Origin of the sequence: Paenibacillus helianthi (genome assembly GCF_001909055.1) — a bacterium.
Lineage (GTDB): Bacteria > Bacillota > Bacilli > Paenibacillales > Paenibacillaceae > Paenibacillus_AQ > Paenibacillus_AQ helianthi.
Window position 1 is genome coordinate 63273 of the sequence record NZ_LVWI01000048.1, and the last position, 20389, is coordinate 83661.

Consider the following 20389-nt stretch of genomic DNA (forward strand, 5'->3'; position numbering starts at 1 on the left):
TCATGATCCGATAAGCACGGCCTTCATTCTGTCCCGGTTGCCGTAAAGCACCATCAGCTGCTCCTCGTCAGACCCCAGACATTCCTCGAATAAGCGGATTCCCTGTTCATGGCTAAGGGGCAACAACCCCAGTGTTTGTTTCATGAAACGCCTGGTTGCCTCATCGACCGGTATGCCGCCGTCCTCCCACAATGGCCAATTGATGGAGACGGTTCTACCGTAACGCTTATGCTCCATGCGCAGCGCTTCCCGTTTGCGGGCAAAATGGTCTAGGAAGCTGTTGGCATAGGCATAGTCGCATTGCCCAATGTTGCCGATCTCGCCCGATATCGAGGAGAACAGGACGAACAGATCCAGCGGCTCATCCCGCAACGCCTCATCCAGATAAACCGCGCCGGAAATTTTGGGCTCCAGCACATCCATGATATCCTCGCGCTGCTTGCGGAGGGCGATAGAATCCCGGATAATGCCAGCACAGTGGAGAATTCCGTTAATCCGGCCGAACTGGGCTTTGGCCTGTCTCAGCACGAATCCCACATCCGCTTGGTCGGATATATCTCCGCTCACATAGACCGCCTGGCCTCCCGCCCGTTCCAATTCAGCAAGCTTGGCCGCAATCCCCTCGTTCATAGCCGTTCTGCCGTTCAATACCAGCCTGGCATGGTAATTTTTGGCCAGATGCAGGGCGACCTGAAACCCTATGCCGCCCGCGCCCCCCGTAATCAAATAAACGCCGTTCTCCCTCAAGGGCGTGGTGTTTACGCGTGACGGCTCGTAAATCTCAAGCTTTCTCACCTGCCGCACAACGCCGAGATAACGCACCTCCCGCTCAGGTCCGCCGCTGGTAAGCTCCCGCAGAAGAATTTCCGGAAGCAGCTCCGGGGCATCCGGGTCCATACCGACGGAACGGCCGAGCCAGTGTCTGTTCTCAAGATATAAGCTTTTGTAAAAGCCGCCGACGGCCGCGCCTGCAGGATCATCCCGCCGATACAGATGAACCATCCGGACCTCACGGTCCGAATCGGCAGCGACAGCAGCCCTGCTCACATAGAAGAGTGACAATAGGCCGCGATCAAGCTGGTCGGTCGGAGAAATGCTCTCGCCCCGTGCTTCAAGCGACCACATGTGTACGATATGTGAGTAGCCCGGAGCCACTTCCTCCAGCTCTTCAAATAATTGGCGGTATTCCTCTTCATATAACGGATTTATCCGATAGCTGTCGTTCCCCATGCGCCTAAAGCGATCTCCCGGCTTCACAAGAATGACCCGTTGGCCCGTCGCTGCGGACAATGTCCCACATAAGCTGCTGTCATCATGGAACAGCACGATCGGACCCTCCACGGGAACGTCATCCTGCTCCCTGTGCTTCTCCTCCCAAGCTGGACGGTACAGGAGGGATTGGCCGTTACCACGCCGGATAAGCGGCCTCACGCTGTAGTCCTTAATCTTGACTCGCACGTTCCCCTCGGAATCGACCAGACTTACATCCAGCCTCAGCACCTCTTCTTCGCATGCAGAGGACGAGAACGAGGCATACGCCAGACAGTGCTCCGGCAGTTCACCGTAGATTTCAAGACTGCCAATCGCAAACGGGATGTACGGACTTTCCTTTTGCGCATGGCGGTTGGCCAGAAAGCCCGCAGTCTGCAGCGCCCCCTCCATCAGGACGGGATGCAGCAGGAATGATTGGAAATCCTGCTGCAAGCGGTCAGGCAAATGAATGCTCGCGAGCGCCTCATCACCGTAAAAGGAGATTCGACGCAGCGGCTTGAAGGTTGTGCCATAGGCAAATCCGGCACCCTCAAACAAATGGTAAAATTCGTTCTGCTCCATTTCCGTGCGGCACCGCCGGGCGATTCCCTGCAGATCTAAACGTTCGGACGGAACATCCGGCAGTGCCCCGTAGTGAATCTCGCCTTGGGAGCTGACCGTTCCGTCTTCCAGGCTAATCCTGAAGTCATAGCCCGCTGCCGACTGATGAATGGAGGTCCATGCTTCGACAGGCTCTCCCGTCAATTGCAGCGGCTGAATCAGCGTGACGTTGGCCAAGCCGGTCACATGCTGGTACGGATGCGCCAATTCCCCGGCCATGCGGGCCATCTCCAGGTGGACCACACCGGGCAGAATCATGCGGCCGTCAACGATATGATCCTGCAGATAGAACGCTTCCGCCCGCAGCAGCTTCTTATAGCACTGGCGGACTAAATTCGATTCATTGCTGTCGATGAGTGCGGTCAGAGCCGCCTGCGGGACAACGGCAGGCGGCTCTCCCGACCCGGCGGACACCTCCGCCAGCGGTTCCACCCAATAGCGTTGGCGGGAGAACGGATATGCGGGCAGCTGTACTCTTCCGGGCAAGCCGGAAGGATACAGCCGGTTCCATTCGCTGAAATCAGCGCCTTGCGCCCACAAGGCAGCGAGCCGCTCCAGCTCTTCGGGAAGCTTCAGTTGTGCCACTTCTGCCTCCAGGTCGTCTTCGGACCTGTGAGCCCCCCTACCTTGCGATGAGCTGATGCCGGAATCTCCAGCCGCTGCTCCGTCAAGGTAAGCTTCAAGCTTGGCCTGCAGATCCTCCAGGTCCTCGGCGATAAAGGCAAGTCTTGCTTCCATGGCCTCTCTGCCCGTTTGCAGCGTGTACGCAATCTGCCGCAGACTGACACCTGCAGCAGCTCCCCTGTGCCGGCCGAAGCGGCGCTTCACAGATGCTGTGGCAGCAAGGATTCGCACCAGCTCCTTAATGCGGCATTCCGGCCGCCATTCCATGCTCTCCATTCCTGGGCCGAACCGCTCCTCCACCGCTTCCCCCAACCGGGCAAGCAGAATAGTGTCCAAGCCGCACTCCATAAGCTGAGTTTCGCCATCCAGGTCCTCGCCTGAAATTCCGGCAATCTCGGCGACCAGTTGCTGCACCTCGCCGGTAAGGATAGCCTGCAGCCTTGCTGCAGCGTGGCCGGACTCCCCGGTCCCGCTCTGCTTCAAGAACCGGCTCAACGATTCCGCGTATTCCCGCAGCCGCTCTTCGTTGCGTGCAGACAGAGTAATCAGCACATCTTCCCGATCAGGCTCCGGCAGACAAGCGCCGGTGTATTCTTCCAATACAACATGGGCATTCACTCCGCTGAATCCGAAGGAGCTGATGCCGGCCCGGTAAGGAAGCTCGTGGCCGGTGTTGTCCTTGATTCGGCTCCAGGGCTGCGTCTCTTTGACCAGATAGAACGGACTGCCGGTTAGCTGAATATACGGATTGATCTCGTCAAAATGAAGGAGACCCGGTAAAACCCCGCGTTTCATCGCCCCGACAATTTTCAGGATTCCGGCTACCCCCGCCGCCGTCTCCAGATGACCGGCGTTCGTCTTCAAAGTGCCAATGCCGATATGCGGGCCGTTATACGTGCGGCTCCACTTGCCGTACAGTTGTTTAAACGCTGCCTTCAAACCGTTAATCTCCACCGGATCACCTAAGGCAGTGCCGGTTCCATGGGCTTCGATATAGCCGACGGTGCCCGGATCGATCGCTGCCTTTTCATAAGCGGCTGCGACGACATTGGCCTGCGCCTTCGGGTTGGGCGCTGTGAGGGACCCGGCTTTGCCGCCGTGGTTGACAGCGGTTCCCCGAACGACGCCGTAGATGTGGTCTCCATCCCGAACGGCCTGGTTCAGAGGCTTCAGCAGCAGAATTCCCGCTCCTTCGCCGCGGACCGTACCGCTCGCATCCTTGTCGAACGTCCTGCACTTGCCGTCGGGACTCAAGATGCCGACGCTGTCGAACGAAACATACAAGGAGGGGCTTGCAATGACATTAATGCCCCCGGCCAGAGCTAAATTGCATTCGCCGTTGCTCAGGCATTCAACCGCACGGTGCACAGCGACGAGCGAGCTGGAGCAAGCCGTATCGATCGGCTCACTTGGACCGTGAAGATCCAGCAGGAAGGAGATCCGGCCGGTGAGCACGTTATGGGCATTGCCCGTTAGCGCTTGCGCTTCGCTCTCGACAACTCCCTTGGCCAATACGTCGGCATAATCATGTCCTGCCACGCCGATGAACACTCCTGTATTGCTGCCGGCCAGTTGCCTTGGATTATAGCCCGCATCCTCAATGGCGCTCCAGACAAGCTGGAGACTAAGCCGCTGCTGCGGGTCCATCAGATTGGCTTCCCTGGGAGAGATGCCGAAGAAGCCCGGATCGAAGGTATCCATGTGCTTCATGAACCCGCCCCAGATAATATTCGTTGTGCCCGGTTCATCCGGGTTATTCTTATAGTAGCGCCGCCAGTCCCAGCGATCTGCGGGAATCTCGCTTACAAGATTTTCGCCTGCTTCGAGCTTGCTCCAAAAGTCCTCCAGATCCGCCGAGCCCGGCAGCATCGCGCTTATCCCGATGATGGCGACTGCCCCATTCTCCGCCGCACCGGTATCGGCCAACGGATCGTCCGCCTCCTTCCGTTCCTCCAGCACAATCCCTGCCTTGGCCTGCGCCTCACGCATATGCGCCGCTGCTCGCCCTCCCGGCTCCTTTTCGCTTGCCGCGGCAATCGCCTCGGCAGGGCTGAGAAGCTCTGCCCCAGCTAAATAAGCGGAGCACTGCTGCGTATACTCATTCGCCAGATATTCCGACAACGCGCCAATAGTCGGGTATTCGAAGAACAGCGTCGGGTAAAGCTCCACATCCAGATCGCTTGCGATTGTCTGCGATAGGTTAACCAGCACCATCGAAGTGGCACCCATGTCCATAAAGTTCTTCTCCGGCTTGAGCGACCATGCGGACACCTGCAAAATTCTGGCAAGCTTCCCGGCAATATAGCTTCTGACCGCCGGGATCGGTCCACCCGTCTCTGCCGCCTCCTCCGGCTCTCCGGCCGAAACGGCCGCAAACACCGGATCCTTCCTGCGCCTGTCATCCTCATCGGTTCTCACTCTTTTGGCGACAAAGCCCTCCAGCCTTACCAAAGGGGCTCCCATTTCGTCATACAGCGTCAGATCCACCTCCCACATTTCTTCATTGCTCTTAACCGGCTGCACCCGGCTGTAACAAATGCCCGACGGCGGCCGGAAGACGGTTATTCTCTTGACCATCAGGGGAATGAACGGCTCCGGCTCTCCGCTATCCTCCAGCAGCGCGAACCGGGTAACCATCGCTCCGTCCAGATAAGCCGGATGAACGAAGTACCGCTGCCCGTCCCGCAGCATTTCATCTGTGAGCCTGAGCTTGCCTACCGCCTCGCCCCCGCATACATACGCTTCGGCTACCGTCTGGAGAGCCGGTCCGTATACGCCGGGCTTCTTCCTTGTGTAGATGTCTCCGGCAGTATACGTCCGGTCACTGCGGCGGATGAAGTCCTCCACATCCAGGGGCGGCGGCTCCGCTTCATAGGAGAAGTAATACTCTCCCCGCGCCGCTTCCCTTGGTCCGCTGTGCGCTCCGCCGGAATACACGCTGGCAAAGGCAGCGCCGTCCATCTGAATGCCGACCTCCACCCACTCATCCCGCTCCACGATAACCGGCTCTATCAGCAGAAGGTTGCGGATATGCGCCTGAGGTCTATCGGGATACGCCTTCCGGGCTGCCTCAAGTGCCAGGCTGCAATGGGTAACGCCCAACATCACCTGCTTCCCGAATGTAACATGGTCGCGAAGATAAGGTTCATTGTATCTGAAGGTGCGGGTGTAGACGCCGGTTCCCGAACGCTCCCCGGCAGGCCGTTCAACCGGCGGCAGCCGAAGGCCGTCCCCGTTCTTACCGGATTTCAACCAGTGCCGGACCCGCTCGAACGGATACCCCGGCAGCGTCGCAAGCGCCGGTGTGCCGTGTGCATACAGGGCAGGCCAGTCGATTCGGCTGCCGGCCAGCCACAGCCGGGCCAATTGCGGCAGATTCCGTTCCTGAATAGCTGCGCTTACCGCTTCATCATCCGTCTCGAAATCCGGCTCCGCGTCCCCGCACAGCATGCCGGTATAATCGCCGGTGGAGGCCTGACGAAGCATGTGCAGAAGGTTCTCCCTGGATTCTGCAATAAAGGCCAATCTTCTGTCCATGTGGTACCTGGACTTTTGCAGCGTATACGCAATCTCCCCGAGTGAATGCTCGGAATGCTCCTGTAGATACGCATACAGGTTGGCTGCATAGGCATGGAGTCTTGCATCCTTCTTGGCGGAGAGCACAATCAGATGCGGCTGTTCTCCGTATCCGGGCCGCTCGGCAGCCGTATGCTCTTCCACAATTACATGGGCGTTGGCTCCACCGGCGCCAAATGAGCTGACGCCCGCCCGCCGTGGGAGCACCGTCCCAGCAATGACCGGAGCCTTCCATTCCTCAAGCTCCAACTGAAGGCGGAACGGGGTCCGTTCAAGCTTCAAATAGGAATTCGGATTCTCAGCATGCAGGGTGGGCACAAGCTGCCGATGCTTCAGCTGAAGCAGCACTTTCGTCAGGGCGGATACTCCGGCAGCTGCTTCCAGATGGCCGATATTCGATTTGACCGACCCGATTGCGCAATACTGCCGATCTGCACCGCCAGGAAGGAAACCTTTGGTCAAGCCGCTGATTTCTACGGCATCTCCCAGAGCTGTGCCTGTTCCATGGGCCTCCAGACAGCTGATGGTCCGTGGATCGACTTGTGCCCGTTCCAGCGCCTCCGCAATCAAAGCACCCTGCACCGCCGGATTGGGCGACATGAAGGCTCCGGCATTTCCGGTCGAATTAACGGCCGTGCCTTTGATTACCCCGTAGATCCGGTCTCCGTCCCGCACAGCCAGCTCAAGCGGCTTCAGCAGCACGCTTCCGGCTCCTTCTCCGACAACAAAGCCGTCTGCCTCCCCGCTGAAGGTTCGCGTCTTGTCGTCCGAGCTGAGGTTGTGCAGATTGGACAACCGCTGCAAATGTCTCGGATGCAGGATCAGATTAATCCCTCCGACGACCGCCGTATTGCATTCTCCGCGACGGATGCTCTCGCAGGCCAGATGCAGAGCCGTTAACGAAGACGAGCAAGCGGAGTCCACGGCAAAGCTCGGTCCCTTGAAATCAAAGTAATGGGAGACACGGTTGGCGATCAGCCAATACGAGGATTGAGCATGGCTGTTAGCGCCCTCTGCCGAAGCCAGCGCCCCCATCATCCCATAAGTCCCATACATAACACCGAGAAAAACACCTGTTTTCAGTCCCTGCTCCGACAATGACCGGTACGGATACCCCGCATCTTCAAGCAGATGCCAAGTCAGCTCCAGCATGATGCGCTCTTGAGGGTCCATCTCTGCCGCATACCCTGCATTGAATTCAAAGAACTCGGCATCAAATTTGTCAGGGTCCGCAATAAAAGCGCCCCATTTGCTGTAGCTCTTGTCCGCAGAAGAGCCGGACGGATCATAATGGGCCGACCAGTCCCAACGGTCCGGCGGAATTTCCGCAACGCAGTTCTTGCCGGCGGCAAGGTTATCCCAGAATTGATCCAGCGAATCGGCATGCGGGTAACGGCCGGCTAGTCCGATTACAGCGATTTCCCCCGTCCCCGCTGCAGCAGGAGCATGACTGCCCGTCGCCGGTATGTCGGCAGGCTGTTCCCGGAGTGAGCCGCGCCATGTTGTGTGGATGGGCTCCTGCACAGCAGCTGTCGGCGGCTCCTTCGTAAACCTATCGGGCAGGTCGTTCTCATGTACAACCGGCGCAGCAGCTTCCGCAGGCTCCTTGGTGAAGCTGCGTTCAACCTGTTCCTGGTGATGCTCCATAAAATAGGCGGCTAGCATCCTAAGCGTGGAGTTCTCAAACAATACTGTGCCGGATACTTGTCCGAACTTCTCTTCGAACAGCTTATTCAGCTCGATGATAATCAGGGAATCGACCCCGTATTTCTCAAAAGGCACATCCGGCTTCAGCGCCGACGGAGCGATCTTCAGCACCGCAGCGAACATTTCGCGCAGCTCCTCCAGAACGTTCTGCTCCGCAGCGGGAGCCGGGCTTCCCTGTACGACGGCCGGCTCCGGCCGGACTTCAGCAGCGGCAGGCAGCGCTGCCTTTGACGGCACCGGTTCGGTTGCCGGATGGAGCTGTGTCGGCTGTGGCAGGCGGGCGACACCGTCGCTCTCCGCCACAATAATGCTCTGGCTCCTGTCCTCCCCTTCCCGCTGCAGCAAATCAACCAGTCGGGTATGGCGGAAGCCGCATAATCCGAGCGCCTCCTTCCATTGCCTTGGGCTCAACAGCGGAGATCCCGGAATCCGCTTCTCGGGATCTTCAAACAGCCACCAGCCGGTCGTTAAGCCGAAGGTCAGTGTTGAGAATACCTGAAGGGAGGTCAGCTCGTTCAGAATAAGCTGCCCCCCCGTTCTCAGCAGTCTTTTCACATGGCCGAGAGCCCGCTGAATATCCCCCGTTGCGTGAATGGCGTTGGAGGCAAAGCAGATATCCATCGAATCCGGCTCAAAGCCCTGGGCTTCGATGTCCTTCTCAATATCCAGCGTTCGGAACAGTCCGAACCCGCTGGTCTCCCCGTACTGCTTCTCTCCGTACCGGGTAAACCCAGGGGATATGTCTGTATAGTAGTATTCAATCTGCTCCCGCAAATCCTTAAGGGCATCGAAAACAAAAACACTGGTGCCCCCTGTTCCCGCACCGATTTCCAATACTTTGACGACCTCGCCCGGATTGGCCTTCAGGCGGGCTTCAACGATCCGGCGGATCAGCGAAGCTACGGTCTTGTTGTAATAATCCACCAGCGCATTGCCTTTGTAGATCGGCTCTACCCGCGATTTGGAGCCGTCCGGGAACAGCACCTGCATGTGGTCCAGCTTGCCGGTCAGCACTTCGGGATACGCCTCCAGGCACGTATCGAGCAGCGCAACGTAAGGGCTCAGCAGCGGATAGGCCTCAAGCATGTCCTGTTGGCTCGGCTGCGCTGTCTCCGGCTGGTCCAATCGTGGCAGCATCGCGGCCGAATTCCCGTCCAGCAGCATGTAGCCGCGACCGGCCAGCATACGCACGATCGCATCGAACAGCCGGTCGTATGCCGGAATGATTCCCAGACGTTCCCGCAGTCCGCTTATGCTATGCGATTCACCGGAATGCTGCGAACCGCCCATTCTCCGAATTACGCCGGCCAGCCTATGCATGCCGTATGCTTCCACACTGCGGAATCCGGCGATGAGCCGGTCCACCTCCGCGGTTCCCGTCGGTTCCGGAGCCGGCGGCAGGGCGAGGGAGGCTGCGGGAGATGATGGCCGATGCGCGATCAGCTTCAGCTCCGGATCATATCCCAGCACCTCCAGTATCCGCGGAGAGGCTTTGATGACAATCACCTGCTCCACCGGACTCGCAAGGACCCGTTCGATCGTCTCCATGCCTTCACCGGTGTGGATGCCGGTCATTCCAAGTGAATTGAGGCGCTCTACATAATTTTTGCCCGCCACTATTCCGGTTTCGCTCCAGTAGCTCCAGTTGATTAGCTTAACCGGGAAGCGGGCCGCAGAGGATATCGCTTGAGCGAACAGGTCCTGGAACCTGGAGCCTGCCGCGTAATTACTCTGCCCTGCGCTCCTGAGAAACGAACTGGTGGAGGAGAAGAAGAGCATGAAATCAAGCGGCGCTTCCTTGAATACATGGTAAAGGGCCGCCGTGCCTGCAACTTTGGGCGCGAGCACCTCCCGCAGAACGGACTCGGACATGGATTCAATGGTCTGGTCCCGCAGCGTAAGGGCGGAATGGATAACTCCGTCGATTGCGCCGAAACGCTCCACCGCCTGTGCCGCCGCCAGTCCCAATTGTGCAGCGTCGCTGGCATCCGCCTGAAGGTAGACGGCTTCTCCGCCTTTGGCTTCAATGCTCCGGATTGCATGTCCGATTTCTTCGTCCAGCGTACGTCTTCCCACCCAGACCAACCGGGCCCGGTATTGGGCCGCCAAGTATTCGCTCAAGCTTCGGCCGATGCCGCCTGCACCGCCCACGATAAAATACACTCCCTGCTGCTTGAAGGCGCTATGGGCTGCAGGAGGCAGCTCCAGCCCGTATACAGCTTGCCGGTACAGCCGATCGCCCCGCAGAGCGGTCAGCCCCTCTCCTTCACTGACATCCTGTGTGTTATAAGCGATCAGCTTCGCCGTTAGATCCGCCGGGTCAGCTTCTTGCAAGGATATATCAAGATGGCGAATGCGCCAGGCCGGATATTCCGCTGCCGCCCCCATAGCAAAGCCGATCAGAGACGCAGCCCCCGGATTCGCAGTCTCCGTTCCCGTGACGAGCGCCGCCTGGTTGGTCACAATAAGCAGCCTGAGCGGCTGTCTGGTCCTTCCCCGCTTGCCGAGCGCCTGGATGAGCCGGAACAACGCGATAACCCCCTGCTCCTCCAGCTCCCGTATCCTGTTCAAGTCAGCCGGTCCATAGACGCAAGCGTGCAGCCCGCCCAGGAAATACACCTGATCGACGGGGCCGATGGCCTCGAGCAAAGGCTCGAACGCCTGCGGATCGGCTGTATCCATCTCATACTCATGTTCGTGGACGCAGAACATCCGCCGGCCCATACGAAGCATCTTCGCATTCGGGAACCGCTGTCTGAACTCAGGTGCAAGCTCTACCGGTAGCTGCGGCGCAATGACCAGAACTTGTTCATGTCCGGTTAGGGCTGCGCTGGAATCGGCCGAGCCTGCCTGCTTCCACTGCGTGGAATAATACATTCCGGACGCAGGCTGCTTCACTCCCCGTGACATCAGCTCCGTGAAGGCAACGCATACGTTGCCCTTATCATCCAGAATGGCCAGATGGAATGAATGCTCGCCGTTTCTCTGCACATAGGCGTAACATTCAGCGGTAAGCGGGCGAAAGAATTCCACTCGTTCGGCAGCGAACGGGATTCGGGGGGCGCCGCCCTTGTTCATAAGAATGGCCATCGTCTGCAGCGCGCCGTCCGCCAGAGATGGGTGAAGATTATATTCCTCCAGCTCATGGGCATAGTCCGCAGGAAGCTGCATGGCGCCCAGCGCCTCTTCCCCGTTGGACCATATCCGCTGCACCGACTGAAAGTAGGTCCGGTAATGAATGCCTGCATCACGGATAAGACGGTAAAAAGGCTCCCGTTCATGCACTGTCCGGCAACGCGCCTGAATGTCCGGAATGGACACCTGCCTGCTTTCCTGAACTTCGGAGGCCTTGCCGATGGTGCCTTGGGCATGCAGCATTCCCTCTGTGCCCCCGCTACGCACCTCATAGCCGAATTGCTGCTCCCCCCGCTCCTTGAGAAGCACGTAGACATCCAGCTGCTCCTCTGCAACAGTCAGCGGCTGGAGCCACGCCAGCTTCGACAGGACAAACGGGCCGGATCTGAACATGGACGCCGCCTGATGCACCATTTCAAGGTAGCCTACGCCGGGCATGATCTCCATGCCGTTTACTTCATGGTCCTTCAGGATCGGCTCGCGTCCGTTGAACGTTTTGTGGAAGCAGACCGCCGCATCGCCCGGCGCCGGATGCACCCGGTCGATCAACGGGGCCTTTCTGGCGGCGGGTTTCAGCAGCTCGTTGAAATCCACCGGCAGCTTAAAGGCTGTCCGGGCAAAAGGATATACCGGCAGCGGCAGCTTGCCCGGCTTGGTTCCGTACAGCAGCTTCCAGTCGATCCGTGCTCCATCGGCCCACAGAGAGGCCAGCTTCCGGTACCGCTTGTTCTTTATCAGCATACGGACGTAATCCGCTCCTTCGGAGCCCTCCAGCAACTGATGGACGCTCTGTCCATCGCCACCGGCGCTTCCCCGGAACAGATTGCCCGCCGGAGCATGCCCGTCGATAAATGAGATCAGCATTTCTTGCAGCTCATCCAGGGAATGAACTGACAGCGCAAGGCGTTCCTCGAACTCCTCACGGCCCGTTTGCAACGTAAATGCGAGCTTACTCAAGGGAATGGAGCTGACCGCTTGAGCATTCTCCAGGAAGTTCAGCAGCCTTTCCGCATACTCCCGGAGAGCCTCTGCGGTTTGGGCGGACAGAACGATCAGGAACTCTCCGCCGGTGTCGTCGCTGACCACGCTGTCAGGCTGCATGAATTCCTCGATGACGATATGGGCATTCACTCCGCCGAAGCCGAAGGAGCTGACCCCGGCACGGAATGGAATATCCCTTCCATCCTTGCCCGTAAGCCGCTTCCAGGCCTGTGTGCCGCGCACCAGATAGAACGGGGAGCGCTCCAGCTCAATCAGCGGATTAGGCTCGCTCAGCTGCGGATTGCCCGGTATCGTCCGGTGCTTCATCGCCAACAGCACCTTCAGCAGACCGGCAATTCCTGCGGTAGCCTCAAGGTGGCCAATGTTCGCTTTCACTGAACCGATGGCGCAGTAAGGCTCTGCGTCCTTGCTGCCGCCGCTCCAATGCCCCAAGGTGTCGAACGCTTTTTGGATTCCGTTAATCTCGATCGGATCACCGAGCGCCGTCCCGGTTCCATGAGCTTCCAGATAGGTAACGGTAGATGAATCAATCCCTGCCTTCCGGTAAGCCTGGACCAGCAGATCCGCTTGGGCGTTGACATTCGGGGAGGTCAAAGAATTAGTACGACCGCCGTGATTCTCCGCCGAGGCGCAGATGACCCCGTGAATGTGGTCGCCGTCCGCAACCGCCTGAGCCAGCGGCTTTAACAACACGGCCGCAATGCCTTCACCGCGGACATAGCCGTTGGCGCTTTGGTCGAAGGCCCGGCAGCGTCCGTCCGGACTCAGCATATCCGTTTTGCTCAGGGCAATGTGAGCAAAGGGGCTGAGGATCAGATTGACGCCTCCGGCGATAGCCATGGAGCATTCGCCGTTCAGGATGGCGGCAACCGCTCTATGTACTGCAACCAGCGAGCTGGAGCATGCTGTATCGACAACGGCGCTGGGTCCATGGAAATTGAACAGATAGGAAACCCGGTTCGGGATGACGGTGCGGGACAGCCCTGAAATGGAATGGGCGTTGATCGCTTTGCCGCTGGACTGCAGCACATCCAGAAAATCGGTTCCTGTGCAGCCGACAAAAACTCCCGTATCCGACCCCGACAGCTCGGACAGCCTGTAACCGGCATTCTCGAAGGTCTCCCAGACCACTTCCAGAAACAGCCGCTGCTGCGGATCCATAATCTCGGCTTCTCTAGGCGATATCCCGAAGAACAGGGAGTCGAAGTGGTTTACGCCGGACATGAATCCGCCCCATTTGGAATGGCTCTTATTGCTGCTTCTCTTGGAATCTCCGTAGAACGAATGGTAATCCCAGCGGTCCTCCGGAATTTCCGTAACCAAATCTGCACAGCGCTCCAGGTTATTCCAGAAGTCCTGCAGAGTAGGTGAACCGGGCAGCCGCGCCGACATGCCGACGATGGCAATCCGGTTGTCCTCCCGGTCTTGTTCGGCAGCCGCGCCGGCATTACCGGACAGCACCGCCCCGGCTTCGCCTGGCGCTGCCGCACGCCGGCCCCCTTCCGCCTCCGCCGGAGCCTGCCCGGCAGCCTCCGGCACCGGCTCGGAGCGGAGTGCCGGGACAATGCCGACCTGTTCCGACAAGTAGGCGGCGATGTTGTCAATCGTGCTGTATTCGTAGAACAGTGTCGCATTTATTTTGATACCAAAAAGACGGTTGACTGCAACCCCAAGGTCCGTAAACGAGATGGAATCGAAGCCGTAATTGCCGATTGGCACATTTGTGTCAATTTCGTCCGGGTCCAGCTCCATTATGCCGGCGATCGCCCGGATCAGCCCGCCTTTCATATCCTCTGCCGCAATTTCGGAGCCTCTCGGTTCCGTTGGTCCCGGTTGTTCCGCAGCAGCCGCTGTCCCGATCCCCCGAAGATCTGCAAGCGGTGCCGTTGACAATGTTTTCCGGTCAATTTTGTTGTTCAAGGTGTGCGGATATGTCTCAACGGCAATATAATGGGCGGGAATCATATAGTCCGGCAGCACTTCGGCCAACCGCTTCTTAAGCAGCGCCGCTTCCGGCTCCGCCGCATTTCCGGTTATGAGAAAAGCCGTCAATGGCCTGCGTTCACCTTCATTGCGGAGCACTACAACCGCATCCTGCACCCCGCCGATCCCTTTCAATGCGGTTTCAATTTCACTCAGCTCAATGCGGTAACCGCGAATCTTCACCTGATTGTCCATCCGCCCTAAGTATTCAATGGTTCCGTCCGCTCTGTAACAGGCCAGATCTCCCGTCTTATAGAGCCGCTTCCCGGTTCCGCCGTCCAGACTGTGGACAATGAATTTAGCGTCCGTATCCTTCCGGTTATTCCAATACCCATTGGCGAGACCATATCCGCCGATATGCAGCTCTCCTGCTACTCCCGGCGGACAAGGCTGCAGCCTCTGATCCAGCACATACATCTGCGTGTTGGCGATCGGATGACCCAGGCTGATCGGCGAGCCGCCGCTGACCTTCAGGACCGACGACCAAATTGTCGTCTCGGTAGGTCCATACATATTCCACACTTCTCCGGACCGCTCCAACAGCTGATCGGCCAATCCGGGAGACAACGCTTCCCCTCCGCACAGTAGCTTGAAAGGTCTGCTTCCGCTCCAGCCGGCCTTGAGCAGCATGCTCCAGGTAGCCGGAGTGGCCTGCATGACGGTAAACCCGCCTTCTTCAATCCGGTCCTTCAGCGCAATTCCGTCCTTAGCCACATGCGAGGGCACAAGCTCCACAACCCCGCCGCAAACCAGGGGCAGAAGCAATTCCAGATAGGCAATGTCAAAGCACACGGTGGTGACGGCAAGCAGATGATCCCTTGCTCCGAATCCCGGCGCTTCGGCCATTGAGCACAGAAAGTTCGTCAGCCCTTGATGCGCCACCTCGACCCCTTTCGGACGTCCGGTGGAGCCGGATGTGAAAATGACGTAGGCCGCATCCTTCGGATCATGCTCTCGGGACGGCTTGCCGTAACTCCCGGCCGCCGCTTCAATGCCGGACCACTCGGAGTCCATGGCAAGCCCGGTGGCAGCTCCTTCCGGCAGCAGGCTTAACAGACCGGCCTCGCTGATAACACAGCAAGTTTCGCTGTCTTCAAGCATCATCCAGATGCGGTCTGGCGGATAGAGCGGGTCCAGCGGCACAAAGCCGGCTCCGCTTTTCAGCACCCCGATCAATGCCGTCAGCAGGTTAACCGACCGCTCCATAAATACGCCAACCAACCGGCCTCTGCCGATCCCCCTGGACTGGAGATAAGATGCCAGAACATCACTTCTTCGATCCAGTTCCCCGTAGGTCAGTGCTTGTCCGCCTGAAATTACCGCTGTGGCAGCGGGAGCCGCCTCTGCCTGCTCTGCGAACAAACAGGCGGCGCTCTTGTCAATCGGATAGGTGCATTCCGTATGGTTCAGCTTGTCCAGCATCCCGGTTGCTTCCATAGGCTCCATAATGCCGATCTCCGACAGACAAAGCTCCGTATCCGCAACGCAGGCCGACAGCACATTGACATAGTGCCGGTTCATCCGCTCAATCGTACGGTCCTCGAACAGATCCGGGTTGTACTTCCAGTACAGGCGGTATCCGTCCCCCAGGTCCATAATCTCCAGAGTCAAATCGAATTCGCCCTCCTGGCGAAGCCCTTCATACGGGCCAGCAATCAAGGCAGATGCCTTGTTGAGACCCGGCTGCTCCAGCCAGTTCTGGTAATAGAATGCCGTATTAAACAGAGACTGGACCGACTTATCCTGTCTGCGCATATCCTGAAGCAGCGTGAAATACGGATAGTCGCTGTTCTCAAGCGCTTCAAACACGGCTTGTTTGACATTACGAAGCAGGTCAATGAAGCGGGAATGCTCATTTAGCTTGCTTCGGATGACCACCATGTTCATGAAATAGCCGATCACCCGCTCGAAATAGGCCTCCGGCCTTCCCGCCATCGGAGTCCCCACCGGGATATCCTCGGACTGGCTGTACCGGTAGAGCAGTGTTGTATAAGCGGACAACATCACCATAAATGGAGTAAAACCATGTTGGGCAGCCAGTTCACGAACCCTCTCTGCGGTATCTCCGGGCAGCGGATACGCCTGGCTCTTGCCGGAGAAGCCCGGAGAGGCCGGCCGCTGCTTGTCATACGGGAGTTCGATATGGCCTTGCCCCCCGTTCAGCTTGCCGAGCCAATACTGCTTCTGCGCTTCTCCTTCTCTGCCGGCCAAGAATGCCCGCTGCCACCGCACATAATCACCGTAATCCAGTTCGTCGCTTCCGGGACTGCCGTTCCCGCCGGACAGCTCCGCCTGATAACAGGCTTCCAGCTCCTCTACAAGAATCTGGGAAGATATTCCGTCAAATATGATGTGGTGGATGTTGAAAAATAACAAATGCGCACCATCCGGCCGCCGATACAGCCGTACCTTGAACAGCGGACCGTTCTCCAGCTCAAACGGGCTTCGTGCCTCCTCCTTCAACAAGACCTCCAGCTGCGCCTCCGTCATCCGGGCGGTGTCCTGCTCCAGCATATCGATTGGCAGCCCGGTATCCGTATGTTGCAACGGATTGCCGTCTGTGACGGCAATCCGGGTTGACAGGATGGTCCGGCGCTTCACCAGACGGCCAACCGCCCGCTTCAGTGCCGGAAGATCGGCTTCCGGCCGCAACCGGAAGACCAAGGGCGTATTGTACGCGTAATTGTCCCTGGAGAGCTGATAGATGACCCATAACGCTTTTTGTCCTTCGGATAAAGGGTATCCCGCTGCTTCGTCCCGCTCCGGTTCAGCGGCTTCCCACGATTCTTGTCTGCACATCTCCAATGCTTCTTCGTCAGACAGCTCCGATGCCAACTGGTACAAATCTTCAAGCTTCATCTCGCTTAGAGCCACCTCTCGTTTCAGTTTTGACAAGCTTTTGGTGGAGCCTGCTTGCTTCGGCTGCGGTAAGTCTTCCCGCTTTTACCCCCGCAAGCAGCATGCGGAACACCTCCGCTGCACCATCGCTGCCACCTTCTCTGCGCTGGTCAGCTTCGGTCAATCCGTTGCTGCTCCAGATCCCTTCATCCGCTAAATGTTGCGCCAGCTTATGAACGGTCGGATGTTCGTACAAGGCGCTGACCGGTATTTTTGTCCCAAGCCGTTCTTTCAGTTTATTTACAAAGCGCATTCCGCTTAACGAGTCAAAACCAAACCTGTGGAACGGCAAATCGGCATCTAGCTCTTCAACCGGAATTTTGACAATATCGGCGACCAACTGTTTCACCAGCTCTGGAAGTGTGTATCCTTCAGGCCGTTCAGGCTTGCTGCCCGCTGCCACCTCTTCCGGGGGAGCGATCCTGCCGCCCGGCTCTGCACCTGTCCATGATTCTGTAATCCAGCAGCGTTTACGCTCAAAAGGGTACGACGGCAGCGGAACACGGCGGGCCTGACTCAGCTGCGGGAACGAGCGGGCTTCGATCTGCGCACCGTTCACCCACATCTGTGCGAGCCCACCCAGATCTCCGCGTTCCCAAGCCCGCTGCACATCGTCTGCCTCCTCCTTCCCGGATATCCCGTCCATAGGGTCGAGTGTTCCGTAATAAATCCCCCACTTGCGGCGGCTTCCCTCCAGGACAAGCTCCAGCTTCTTCAGCAGATCCGCTCTGCTCTCTGCAACGATTGCCACTCTGCTCTCCATCCCTTCGCGTCCGCTCAGCAGCGTATAAGCGATATCCGCAGCCGGTAGGCTTGGATGATTCGCGATGAAGCTGTACATTCGGCGCGTATGCTCCATGAGCCGCTCATCATTCTTGGCTGACCATACGAACAACAGCGGCCAGGTATCCGCTCTTTCGCTGCCGCCAGGCTGAGCTACCCTGTACTCTTCCACGACCAGTGCGGCATTGGAGCCTCCGGCACCGAATGAAACGATCAATGAGCGGAGAGGCTCACCGGGGGAAGGCTCCCATTCCTGGAGCGATTGTTGAAGGTATAGCGGCGAACCCTCAAGCTTAATATCCGGATTCAACGGATCGGCGCTGATGGTCGGCACCAAGGTTCTGTGTTTCATCTGCAGCAGCACCTTCGTCAGCTGGGAGATCCCCGAGGCCGCTTCCAAATGGCCGATATTGGCCTTCACCGTTCCGAGCGAAATACTGCCCGGTCGGCTGCCCAACTCCTTAAGCGCTTTGATAAGGGCATGGATCTCGATCATATCGCCAAGCGGTGAACCATTGGCGGCAGATTCCACATAACGAAGCGTGTCTATCGGAATGCCGGCCTCTTGCACGGCTCTCGTTACGAGCGCTGCCTGCGCATTGGGGTTTGGCATGGTGAAGCTGTTCGTTTTCCCTCCATGATTGGAGCAACTGCTCTTGATGACGCCATAAATGACATCGCCGTCTTTGACCGCCTCGGACAACGGCTTCAGAAGTACGGCTCCCGCCCCTTCCCCCATGACGTAGCCGTCACCGTCGCTTAAGCTTTTGCTGCGGTCGGCGCTTCCGATCATCCGGGTCTGGCTCAGCCCCAAATACTTGTCAGGCAACAATGTCAGATTGATGCCTCCGGCAACGGCGCTCAAGCATTCTCCCCGCCTGATGCTCTCACAGGCCAGGTGTATAGCATTCAGGGAAGACGAGCAAGCCGTATCAATCACCATGCTCGGCGCCTGAAAGTTAAAGAAATAGGAGATCCGGTTCGCGATCGACCAATAGGAGGTGCTGGCGAGCAGGCTCCCAACCTCCAAATGTCTGGCTGCCCAAGGATAATGCTTGTACATCGTACCCACGAACACGCCCACAGAGCTTCCCAGCGTTTCTCTTGTATAACCTGCGTCTTCCATCGTTGCCCAGACCGTCTCCAGCATCAGGCGTTCCTGCGGGTCCATCAGCTCCGCCTCTGCCGGAGAAATATTAAAGAACAACGGATCAAACCGGTCTACACCGTCGATGAAACCGCCCCATTTGGAATAGCTTTTCCCCTGAACCTCCTGGTCGGCATCATAATAAATGTCTCCGTCCCACCGCTCCTGCGGCACCTCGGTAATACAGTTGGTCCCGCTTTTCAACCGCTCCCAGAATTCATCCAGGTCCGCTGCAGAGGGATACTTGCCGCTCACGCCTACGATCGCAATCTCCTGACCGTCACGCCGGTCTGCCGGCTGAACAACGTTATGCTGTCCGGTATAATCCGGGAACGTCGGTTCTGCAGCTTCGGCCGGCACATGCACATCAGTCGGCGGTTCGGCTGCCACAGCAGCTTCATGCAGCATATCCAGATGCTCCCGCAACGGCAGCTCATAATGCTCGGTAAAATAATCTGCCAGTTGGCCCAAGGTCTGCAGCTCAAAAAACATCACCTTGGACATAGAAGGAAGGTAAGCCTCCAACTCCGTGCTGACTTTCATGAGCATGATGGAATCAAGGCCGTACCTTTCGAAGGGAACCCGCTCCTGGAAGGTATCGACCGCAATCCCGCTGATCTTGGCAAATACCTCTGTCAGCATATGCAGCGTCCGCTCCCGCAAGCCAGTCGAATCGGCCGCCTCCCGGCTGACGGCTTCTGCCGACAGATCAGCGGCCTCCGCAGGGGCAGGGACGGCAACGTTGGCCGCAGCCGGACCTTGCTCTGCTCTGCCGATGCCAAACACGGCTGCGATTTGATTCCGGTTCCCGCTGAACACAGTAACATGGGCTTCCCCGGAATGAAGCCCCGCCTCCAGGATGCTGCAGGCTGAAGCGGTGTCCATCGCTCCCATGCCCGTCAGCTCCAGCATCTGTTTTTCGGCGGAAGCATCTATCGTCATTCCCCCGTCGCGCCAAAGCGGCCAGTTGACAGATAACGATTTGCCGTGACGCTGCCCCTTCCGGCGAAGGCTCTCCCTCCATACCGCAAAGTGATCCAAAAAGTGGTTGGCATAAGCATAATCGCTTTGTCCCACATTCCCTATCTGGCCTGAAATCGAAGAGAAGAGGACAAACAAGTCAAGCGGCAGGTCACGGGTATACGTGTCCAGATGGAGGAGTCCATCGATTTTGGGAGCGAGCACCTGCCGCATTTGCTCTTCAGTTTTATGCGTCAAATAAGCATCGCGGATTGTCCCGGCCAGGTGCAGCACACCATGGATGCTTCCGAAACACCGTATCGTTTCTTCGATGACGAAGGCCACATCGCTTCCGTTGGTAATATCCTTGTTCCAATACAGGATTTCGCCGCCCAGCTCCTCCAGCTCCCGCAGCTCCCGCTCCTTCTCCCCATCGAGCGGAGAACGGCCAAACACGACTATCCGGGCTTGATAGACCGACAACAGATGCTTGCACACCAACCGGCCTACGCCCCCTAAGCCGCCGCTGATAATATAGACCCCGCCGTTACGGAACGGCGACGGCCCCTTTCCGTTGAGGGGAAGGCCGCATTCGATCAGCTTGCCGGTCAGCCTGCGCCCATTCTGATAACGGACTACTTCTACCGCAGCCGGCTTCGCTTCCCGCCTTAGCTCCGCAGCCGCTTGTGCAGCCAGAAGATC

At 58.1% G+C, this 20389-nt stretch carries 2 protein-coding genes (1 of these 2 running past the window's edge); both read right to left on the reverse strand.

Going from position 1 to position 20389, the window contains the following annotated elements; genetic code table 11:
• A complete protein-coding gene (locus A3844_RS18015; RefSeq protein WP_074108119.1) occupies nucleotides 1-16758 on the reverse strand; it encodes a non-ribosomal peptide synthetase in 16758 nt (5585 codons plus the stop codon).
• On the reverse strand, nucleotides 16748-20389 hold the 3' end of the coding sequence (locus A3844_RS32380; protein WP_167374700.1) for a non-ribosomal peptide synthetase. 19188 nt of this gene lie beyond the right edge of the window; 3642 of the gene's 22830 nt are visible here — the last part of the coding sequence; the start codon falls outside the window, past its right edge; it ends in the stop codon at nucleotides 16748-16750. Before A3844_RS32380 ends, A3844_RS18015 begins: the two co-directional genes overlap by 11 nt.

Excerpts from the sequence above, each read along its gene's own strand:
- A3844_RS18015 (WP_074108119.1), bottom strand. The coding sequence starts at position 16,758 with ATGAAGCTTGAAGATTTGTACCAGTTGGCATCGGAGCTGTCTGACGAA.